11 protein-coding genes and 2 pseudogenes are annotated in these 8,093 nt (G+C 52.8%); 7 read left to right on the plus strand and 6 right to left on the minus strand.

Features of this window, described 5'->3' with window-relative positions:
* Positions 1-207 precede the first annotated feature (207 nt).
* Entirely contained in the window at positions 208-756 is a 549-nt protein-coding gene (locus HT737_RS03895) for a cupin domain-containing protein (protein ID WP_011333561.1), read from the plus strand.
* A gap of 54 nt (positions 757-810) precedes the next feature.
* Here the strand turns inward: HT737_RS03895 and HT737_RS03900 are convergent, their stop codons facing one another.
* The 4 genes from HT737_RS03900 to HT737_RS03915 all read right to left on the minus strand — a co-directional run bounded on the left by HT737_RS03900 (position 811) and on the right by HT737_RS03915 (position 2,803).
* Positions 811-1,035: a hypothetical protein gene (locus HT737_RS03900; protein ID WP_182401507.1), complete on the minus strand. Its 225-nt coding sequence runs from the start codon at positions 1,033-1,035 to the stop codon at positions 811-813.
* 322 nt (positions 1,036-1,357) lie between these two features.
* Positions 1,358-1,762: a hypothetical protein gene (locus HT737_RS03905; protein ID WP_182401509.1), complete on the minus strand. Its 405-nt coding sequence runs from the start codon at positions 1,760-1,762 to the stop codon at positions 1,358-1,360.
* A gap of 294 nt (positions 1,763-2,056) precedes the next feature.
* A complete protein-coding gene (locus tag HT737_RS31160; RefSeq protein WP_220459303.1) occupies positions 2,057-2,266 on the minus strand; it encodes a hypothetical protein in 210 nt (69 codons plus the stop codon).
* Positions 2,267-2,521: 255 nt separating this feature from the next.
* Entirely contained in the window at positions 2,522-2,803 is a 282-nt protein-coding gene (locus HT737_RS03915; protein WP_047293507.1) for a hypothetical protein, read from the minus strand.
* Positions 2,804-3,394: 591 nt separating this feature from the next.
* On the opposite strand from HT737_RS03915, the pseudogene HT737_RS31700 reads away from it, so the two are divergent.
* Positions 3,395-3,795: pseudogene (locus HT737_RS31700) on the plus strand (hypothetical protein).
* 66 nt (positions 3,796-3,861) lie between these two features.
* Here HT737_RS31700 and HT737_RS03920 read toward each other — a convergent pair.
* On the minus strand, positions 3,862-4,293 hold the full coding sequence (locus HT737_RS03920; RefSeq protein WP_182401511.1) for a hypothetical protein: 432 nt from the start codon (positions 4,291-4,293) through the stop codon (positions 3,862-3,864).
* Positions 4,294-4,418: 125 nt separating this feature from the next.
* Positions 4,419-4,835 (minus strand): hypothetical protein, encoded by a 417-nt coding sequence (locus HT737_RS03925; protein ID WP_306287167.1) that lies wholly within the window; start codon positions 4,833-4,835, stop codon positions 4,419-4,421.
* A 469-nt stretch (positions 4,836-5,304) separates the two neighbouring features.
* Here HT737_RS03925 and HT737_RS03930 point away from each other — a divergent pair, with 469 nt between their 5' ends.
* From HT737_RS03930 to HT737_RS03950, 5 genes and pseudogenes are all read left to right on the plus strand, one after another.
* The gene (locus HT737_RS03930) at positions 5,305-5,685 is read left to right on the plus strand and encodes a hypothetical protein (protein ID WP_131671286.1); all 381 of its coding nucleotides are present in this window, start codon (positions 5,305-5,307) and stop codon (positions 5,683-5,685) included.
* A gap of 14 nt (positions 5,686-5,699) precedes the next feature.
* On the plus strand, positions 5,700-6,122 hold the full coding sequence (locus HT737_RS03935) for an HD domain-containing protein (protein ID WP_182401513.1): 423 nt from the start codon (positions 5,700-5,702) through the stop codon (positions 6,120-6,122).
* A gap of 125 nt (positions 6,123-6,247) precedes the next feature.
* Complete coding sequence (locus HT737_RS03940; RefSeq protein ID WP_007968634.1) at positions 6,248-6,637, plus strand: carboxymuconolactone decarboxylase family protein; 390 nt, start codon at positions 6,248-6,250, stop codon at positions 6,635-6,637.
* Positions 6,638-6,695: 58 nt separating this feature from the next.
* Positions 6,696-7,450, plus strand: a pseudogene (locus tag HT737_RS03945) (GntR family transcriptional regulator).
* A 1-nt stretch (position 7,451) separates the two neighbouring features.
* Positions 7,452-8,015, plus strand: coding sequence for an NUDIX hydrolase (locus HT737_RS03950; protein ID WP_098964282.1), 564 nt, complete (start codon positions 7,452-7,454; stop codon positions 8,013-8,015).
* Positions 8,016-8,093 lie beyond the last annotated feature (78 nt).

Below are 8,093 nucleotides of genomic sequence, written 5' to 3' on the forward strand. Positions count from 1 at the left end.
CCACAGGTTTTTGTATACAGCCCGGAAATACCACCGGCAGGCTCATTTCACCCACCGTCCATCGAACCTGCTGAGCAACACCGGCAAACGTGATTTAATAGCCGCCTTTCACGGTTCCGGGACACGGGAGCAACGTGATCCGCGCGCCTTGCGCGGCACCCGCCACCCACCCCCATTACCCTTAAGTACTACTCACATAAGGCTGTCATGGATACGGGTTCTCGACTCAAACTAGTACGCGAAAGCTACAAACTCTCCCAGCGCGAGCTGGCCCGGCGTAGCGGCGTGACCAATGCCACCATCTCCCTGATCGAACAGAATCGCGTCAGTCCTTCCGTCAGCTCACTGAAAAAGCTGCTCGAAGGCATCCCGATGTCCCTGGCCGACTTCTTCACCTTCGACCAGCCCCCGCGCGAACACCAATACGTGTTCCGCGCCAACGAACAACCCGACCTCGGCCGCCATGGCCTGCGCCTGCTGCTGATCGGCGCCTCGGTCCCCAGCCGCCAGATGCGCTTGCTGCGCGAGCAATACGCCCCGGGTGCCAGTTCCGGCGAAGAGCCGATTGTTCACGCGGAAGGCGAGGAGTGTGGGTTGGTGACGCGCGGCACGGTCGAGTTGACGGTGGACGGGCAGGTGAGCGTGTTGAGTGCGGGGGACGGGTATTATTTTCCGACGACGCTGCCGCACAAGTTCCGGAATATCGGGGCGGATGAGGCGGAGATCATTAGTGCGAATACGCCGGCGAATTTTTGAGGAACGCTAAACGTCAAGTTCATCTTCTTGTTAAAGAAGCTCGGCCTATTTAAATTAATAGGCCTTCTCTTTTTTGGCATGATTGGTGCTGCGGTTTACCTTTTTTTTCCTGTTTTTTAACTCGGCTTCAGGATCATTACAGTTTTGATTTTGACACCGCTGCGGAGAGACATTTTCTATGGAAGTGGTGAAGCTTCCATTGCGAGCCCCAGTTCTTGCACATTTGTCGCACCAGACTTCTTGCTTTATATCTTGCCCGTTAACGTTTCCTGCTTTCATTTTTTTTTCCTCGTTTTATGATTACTAATGCGTAACTCTCATAGAAGGTTCTTGGGGGTGGGATGTCATTCGTTGTCTTGAGCTAATAGCGCGTTAATCTCTGCAATTTCTTTTAGTGTCCTCGAAACCTTTGAATACATTTTACTACGGTAATTGTCTATTTCAGGGTTTGTATAGAGTCTGTTTCCACTGGAATCAAAGGTATATCTATCTGAGTTTTTTGCCGTTGTGCAGCGCTCAATTTCCTCATATAGAAAACTTATTTCTTTATGTTTTGACTCGATTTTTGAGTAATAATATTGACTTTTTATTGATTTTTCATTTAGCGATATTTTGTTTTTTTTTGCAGTTCGGCTAGCTCACGCTGCGCTTCAGCGGAGATTTTATTTTGTTCCGCCGATTCTTTTAGGGCATCTTTTGTTTCGGACAGTTCTTCTTTTTGGGATAGATATGCTTTGATCAGAAAATATAAGGCGATTGTTGAGGCCAGAGGATTTACTAACCCCCCGAAATAGTCTCCTAGTGCCCCCCAGTCTGATGGGTCTGATGAGAGTGAATGGTTGTGAAAGTTTGAAATATATGCGGCGGAAATTGATACTGTAAAAAAAAATATCAAAATCCAAGGCCAAGATTTTTTTGCGAAAAATGTAAGTTGTGTTAGTGGTGTGCTGGATTTTGTTGCTTCAGTGTGTTTGCAGTCGCCGTTTTGTGATTTTTTAATTGACATATAATTTGTTCTTTGGTGGGGGGATTAACGGGCGAATTTATTATTTTTTTGCCTGAAAGAAAAAAGAAAAGAAAGAAAAGGTGACAGATTTATTTGTGTGATGTTTTATAGGTCTATCACCTTTAAGTTCCGTACTTTAACTACCATGTAAGGCTTTTGTTCTTGGCTTCAAAATTTTTCTTGTACATCATCCATATAGTGCTGTAATTACACATGTCAATTTTCTCGCAATAGTCATGAATCACTGCGTTCATTATTTTTCGATCAGTGGCTTTAGTCGCTTCTTTGAAGGAGTCAAGATTCTTCTTTTCCATCATGCGAAGAGTGCTTTCCTGGCACATGTCGATTTTTTTCGCAGTAGTCCTTCCTCACCGTTGCGGTGATGGAATCAATGACCTGTTGTTTCTGTGCTTCTGAACCGTCGAAATCCATCGGATTGAGGATTGTCGCGGCGGAGCAAGAAAATGCGCTGAAGAGTGTGAGAATGAAGAGCAATTTTTTCATGGAGATATCCTTTCCTCGTCTACTGTTGCCGTGATTGTCGCTGATCAGGATCGAAGATCCTCAGTACACCGATCAATTGCCGGATGTCAGAGTGCCACTAAGTTTTTGTCAGTGGAAGACGTTGAGACCAAAGTCGCTAGCGACGGAGCCTCAGCCGATTTTGCGACTGAGTTTTCTACTCCGACCCATCCAAAGGACAAAAAACCGCGATATCGCGGTTTTTTATGGCTTCAAAGGGGGGATAGAACGCTTGGGTCAGGATTCAATTGCTCGTTGCCCAATTACCCGAAATACATCCCTCACGTCCTGCACCAGGATTCTCGCGATCGTGGTGATGGTGCTGATGTCGTGTTCGGAATGGTCGGGGAGGCTGGTGCACGCCATGAGATCTAAATACTTAAGGACTGCCTCGAGGCGTTCGGATGCGCAGGCATGTAGGTCACTCAAGGGGGCTTCGGCATTAATCAGCAGGACAGGGTGATCCGAAGCCGGATAGGACATGTCAACACATTGGTAGAGCGATTTTTTGTTCGTCATGGTGCTAATCCTTTTAATGAGAAGAATTGCCACCGTCCTGCTGCGAAACAAAATGGGTGGCAGCTATGCGCGGGTTCGCAGACCGGAGGATTAACACCAAGACCCGGCAGACCCGAAGGTCTCCCACGCACAACCGCCATAAAATTTGCGCAGCCGGGAGTTGGCCGTGCCAGACGGAACAGGGTGTCAATCTTAAGGGCTGCGAAACCCTATCGCCAAATTCGTTCAGCGACAGATCCACTCTAGGCATCGATCCCCACCGTCGCAATCAGCCTGTAGGACGTGAAATCACCAGATGTGGCCAGCGCTTTCGCTCCCGGTCAGCGGTGCAACCGTCGTGAATCAAGGGTTGCGGAGTGTCCGGGGAAAATGACTCGCAGGGTATGGAACCGCTTCGCAGCCCCGCAATAACAAGCTCCCTCACCACGCGCAGTCATTTCCTACGCGGTTTTCAGATCCCAAAATCCAGTACCCATCCCCGCCCCGTAACTTTCTTCAAAAACGATGCCAATTTGATGGCGTGTCGCGACGCTCATTTGAATTGGATAAACCAGCGCCAGGCTGTTTCCTGGCAAGCCAAGGGAGTGTGAGATGAAACTGATTTTTGCGATGTTGTTGATGTTCAGCGGTTACACGTTTGCCAGTTGTTCCAACATCAGTGACAGCGATCAGCGCAATTACTGCCAGGCCACGCAGGAAGGCAGTACTTGCTCCTCAATCCGGGACAGTGATTTGCGTGCGTCCTGCGAAGCGGAGAAGGGCAGTACTTGTTCGAGCATTCGCGACAGCGACCAGCGCGCTTACTGCGAGGCGAAAAAGTGCAGCACCTGTTCGAGCATTCGTGATTCGGATTTGCGCGCAACGTGTGAGGCTGAAAAAGGCAGTATTTGCTCCAGTACCCATGTGCATTTTGTGAAGCGAAGAAGGGCAGCACTTGTTCGAGTGACCGGAATTCGGACTTGCGCAATCAGTGTGAAGCCATGAAGCATTGATTCCCCACCATTTAGAGCAAAAAGGGACACCCATCAGTGTCCCTTTTTCATGCGCGCTAAACGCCGCTATTTCGCCTTCCAATGCCCACCCCCGTTCTCACAATCAATTCGCGCCTGGGCCAAATGCTCCGCGTCGTAGTAATACGTGGTCACTTGGGCGTTGTCGGGGATGTTCAGCGCCTTGGCGTTTTTGTCTTTGCTGGTGGAGTGCGGGTTGGCCAGGGATTTCTGGGTGATCGTGGCGATACACGTGGCCTGATAGTGATCAGCGCAGTGGTCGACTTTGGTTTTAGTGCTGCTGAGCATGTCTTTGCTCTCATTGCTGCACGACCAGTCGATGGAGTTGACGGGCATGCCTTCATATTCGTAGCAGCTGTGGGTTTCCACGGCTGACACCGAGGCGCTGGAGGATTGGGTCTGGACGTCGCAGCCTTCGGCCATGACGCAGGTGGGAATGACGGTGAAGGTGGTGATCAGGAGCAACATTCGGATGTTCATCGCGGAACTCTCCCATGGCCCCGTGTTTGATCGTGAGCGGGGCGCTTATGGTTTCGAGATAGGTTCGTCTCGGAAGGTTCCATCAACCATTCCGGTGAGAGTACGCGAAGGTGCTCCTGTTGAAATCACTCGGTGTCGTACATTAATTCTAACCTTTCGATCCACTCATCAGTTGCGCCAAACCTCGAATAATAAGATTGCTTTTCAATGTCACTCAATTGAGTGAAAAAACTGAAAAAGTAATTGTTGTCGTAATACTCTTGAGCACCTTGCATGCTGCCTCCCCACCAAGCAGGCTCGTAGCCTTCAAAAGCAAACCAAGGTGGAGGAACCGCAAATTTTTTGCGGTTAAGCATCGTTAAAAATTCAAGGCTATTAGTTATCAAACGAATCGTGACGGAGTTGAATTCTCTAGTAGATGCGAAGAATATCAGTCGGTCTCCGCTCAATGCGCTTTCGTATTCAAATACCGGAAGGTCATTGAAGGTTCTTTCAGTATTTTTTCTGAAGTGAGATTCGACGAGTGATTCAAATTCAACCAAATCTTTAGGGTCGATTAGGAACTGCGAAAAAAAATGCGCAGATATCAGCGCTTTCCAATGAAGTAGTGGGAGGCTGAACCGGTAGGTTGGTCTGAACTAAAGGCCGAGCAAACAAGCTTTTAAGCTCCTGTTTGCTGTACCCGGCTATTTGCTCTTGCCTAGGTTCTGGCTTTACCAGTGCCATTATTTTTTTGATAAACCTCATGCGGCTCTCACTCTTGCATACATTCAGTTAGCTAAGGCGCACCAAGCATTAGGAGGAGGTTAGATCAGTAACTCGAGCAGCAGGTTTTCCTGACACGGTGAACATCCTTGTAAATACCTTGGTTTGGAAATGTTACACAAAAGAGGGTGGGTTGAACCATTTCAGTTGTCCGTCTACATCTCATCGCCAAAGGTTCCCACCATCGGCACCACGACGTAGACTGCGAAACAAGTTGTAACGCCTCACCCAAGGACGGAACCGCGCATGATCGAAATCGGCAGCCGCAACAATGCCCCCACCCCGCAGCACCCCACTCAAGACATCTACATTTTCAGCATCGACCAGTCCCGACCGGCGACGCCATTCTGCTTCGAGCAATCGATTGGCGGCGGGCATGCCAATCAGGGCGGGGCGCGGTGGTTGGCGCTGGATGAGCTGGATGGCTGGCCCGGCGAATGGCGTGAGCATTTGAAGAAGGCTGATTGTGCGTGGGTTGCGCAGGTGATCGATGCGCATCGGGAGGTGGACCAAGCGACATTGGTGTCCATGCTGCTTGAGCAACATGCCCGGCCAGTGGGGCGTTTGAAAACAATCGGCAACTGGCTTAAACGCAATATCCACGTCGGTGGCCGTTACGGTCTCTAACCCGAGGAATCTCCATGCCCCAGACACTCGAACGCGCTATCGCCATCGCCGCCACCGCCCATGCCGGGCAGGTCGACAAGGGCGGTGCGCCGTACATTCTGCATCCGCTGAAAGTCATGTTGCGCATGAATTCGCTGGAAGAACGCATCGTCGCCGTGCTGCACGACGTGGTCGAGGATTGCGGCGTCAGCCTCGATGACTTGCGCAAGGAAGGTTTCAGCGAAGAGGTGCTGACGGCGATTGAGTCGGTGACCAAAGTGCCGGGCGAATCCTACGAGGATTTCGTCGAGCGCGCGGCGCAGAACCCGATTGGCCGGGTGGTGAAACTGGCGGATCTGGAAGAGAACAGCGACCTGTCGCGGATTGCCTCGCCAGGTTGGGAGGATCTGGAGCGGGTCGAGAAGTATCGGCGGGCGATTGGGCGGTTGCGCACGTAAGAACGAAACCCACCCTGTAGGAGCTGCCGAAGGTGCGATCTTTTGACTTTGATTTTTAAGAGCAAGATCAAAAGATCGCAGCCTTCGGCAGCTCCTACAGGGCAATGTGTGTGTGAGGAAGATTTATGAGTAACGAAAAGTACGAAAAAGGCCTGAAGATCCGCACCCAGGTGCTGGGCGAAGCCTACGTGCAGCGCTCGATCGAGAATGCCGACGACTTCACCCGCCCGCTGCAGGAAATGGTCACCGAATACTGCTGGGGCCATGTCTGGGGCCGTGAGGGTTTGTCGCTCAAGGAGCGCAGCATGATCAACCTGGCGATGATCTCGGCGCTCAACCGTCCGCACGAACTCAAGCTGCATGTGCGCGGCGCCTTGCGTAACGGCCTGAGTCGTGAGCAAATACGCGAAATTCTGCTTCAGGTCGGTATTTATTGCGGCGTCCCGGCAGCCGTGGACAGTTTCCGGCTCGCCCGTGAAGCCTTCGCCGAAGCCGACGCCGAGGCCTCCAGTTAACCCCTCGGCTGTTTAGATGCCCGTCTGGCATGGACAGCCAACATCAAGAGCGGACCCCATGAAACGCCAGCCACTCGACGACAGCTTCAAGGTCAATCGCAACCCCGTTACCCTGCGCGAAATCGTGCTGGACAAACTGCGTAGCGCGATCATGAATTTCCAGCTCATGCCCGGCGATCGTCTGGTTGAGCGCGATCTGTGCGATCGCCTCGGTGTCAGCCGCACGTCGGTGCGCGAAGCCTTGCGTCACCTGGAGTCCGAAGGCCTGGTCGAATTCGCCGATGCCAAAGGCCCGCGCGTAGCGATCATCACCCTCGCCGATGCAGTCGACATCTATGAACTGCGCTGCGTGCTCGAAGGCCTGATCGTCCAGCTGTTCACCCTGCGCGCCAAGGCCAAGGACATCAAGGCCCTGGAAAAAAGCCCTCGACGAGAACCGCAAGGCGCTCAAGGACGGCGAACTGCAACAGGTGATCGACTCGGTGCAGGGCTTCTACGACGTGCTGCTCGAAGGCTCGGGCAACCATGTAGCGGCCACGCAGTTGCGCCAGTTGCAGGCGCGCATCAGCTACCTGCGCGCAACCTCCGTATCGCAGGAAAACCGGCGCGGCGCGAGTAACCACGAAATGGAAAAAAATGGTCGAGGCGATCAAGAGCGGTGATCCGCTGGCGGCGCATCAGGCCTGCGTCGACCACGTGCGTGCAGCAGCCGCCGTGGCCCTCGATTACCTCAAGCGCAAACAGGAAGAGACCGGCGCCACGCCGAACATCACCCTGCCGATCGCGCTGAAAGAACCGCGCATAGGTCACTGACATGTTCAGCCCGAGCTTTTGCCCGAAATGCGGTGGCCCTGACCTCGGTCAGCAAGTTCCGCCGGGCGATACGCACGAGCGCCTGATGTGCCGCGGCTGCGGCTACATCCACTACGTCAATCCGAAGATCATCGCCGGCTGCATCATCGAGCAGGACGGCAAATACCTGTTGTGCCAACGGGCGATCCCGCCGCGCCCCGGCACCTGGACGCTGCCGGCCGGCTTCATGGAAAGCGGCGAAACCACCGAGCAGGCCGCCCTGCGCGAAGTCTGGGAAGAAAGCGGCGTACGTGCGGAAATCGTCTCGCCGTATTCGATCTTCAGCGTGCCGAAGATCAGCGAGGTGTACATCATCTTCCGCGCGATCGCGCTGGAGATCACCGGCCAGTTCGGGCCCGAGACGCTCGACTACAAGTTCTTTGCCCCTGAAGACATTCCGTGGGAGCAGATCTACTACCCGGCGATCCGGCAGATCCTCGAGCGCTATATCGAGGAACGCCAGGCCGGGGTGTATGGGATCTACATGGGTAATGATGACAGCGGCAAGATCCACTTTATCCGCTGAGGACTGTCTATCCCCTTGTGGGAGCGAGCCTGCTCGCGAAGGCGTCGGGTCAGTCGATACAAATGTTGAATGATCGAC

It is taken from the genome of Pseudomonas sp. MD195_PC81_125 (assembly GCF_014060985.1).
Classification (GTDB): domain Bacteria; phylum Pseudomonadota; class Gammaproteobacteria; order Pseudomonadales; family Pseudomonadaceae; genus Aquipseudomonas; species Aquipseudomonas parakoreensis.

What these genes read in the sequence shown, in the direction of transcription:
- HT737_RS03895 (WP_011333561.1), top strand. Translation starts at nt 208, where the DNA reads ATGGATACGGGTTCTCGACTCAAACTAGTACGCGAAAGCTACAAACTC.
- HT737_RS03900 (WP_182401507.1), bottom strand. Translation starts at nt 1,035, where the DNA reads ATGAAAGCAGGAAACGTTAACGGGCAAGATATAAAGCAAGAAGTCTGG.
- HT737_RS03905 (WP_182401509.1), bottom strand. Translation starts at nt 1,762, where the DNA reads ATGTCAATTAAAAAATCACAAAACGGCGACTGCAAACACACTGAAGCA.
- HT737_RS31160 (WP_220459303.1), bottom strand. Translation starts at nt 2,266, where the DNA reads ATGAAAAAATTGCTCTTCATTCTCACACTCTTCAGCGCATTTTCTTGC.
- HT737_RS03915 (WP_047293507.1), bottom strand. Translation starts at nt 2,803, where the DNA reads ATGACGAACAAAAAATCGCTCTACCAATGTGTTGACATGTCCTATCCG.
- HT737_RS03920 (WP_182401511.1), bottom strand. Translation starts at nt 4,293, where the DNA reads ATGAACATCCGAATGTTGCTCCTGATCACCACCTTCACCGTCATTCCC.
- HT737_RS03930 (WP_131671286.1), top strand. Translation starts at nt 5,305, where the DNA reads ATGATCGAAATCGGCAGCCGCAACAATGCCCCCACCCCGCAGCACCCC.
- HT737_RS03935 (WP_182401513.1), top strand. Translation starts at nt 5,700, where the DNA reads ATGCCCCAGACACTCGAACGCGCTATCGCCATCGCCGCCACCGCCCAT.
- HT737_RS03940 (WP_007968634.1), top strand. Translation starts at nt 6,248, where the DNA reads ATGAGTAACGAAAAGTACGAAAAAGGCCTGAAGATCCGCACCCAGGTG.
- HT737_RS03950 (WP_098964282.1), top strand. Translation starts at nt 7,452, where the DNA reads ATGTTCAGCCCGAGCTTTTGCCCGAAATGCGGTGGCCCTGACCTCGGT.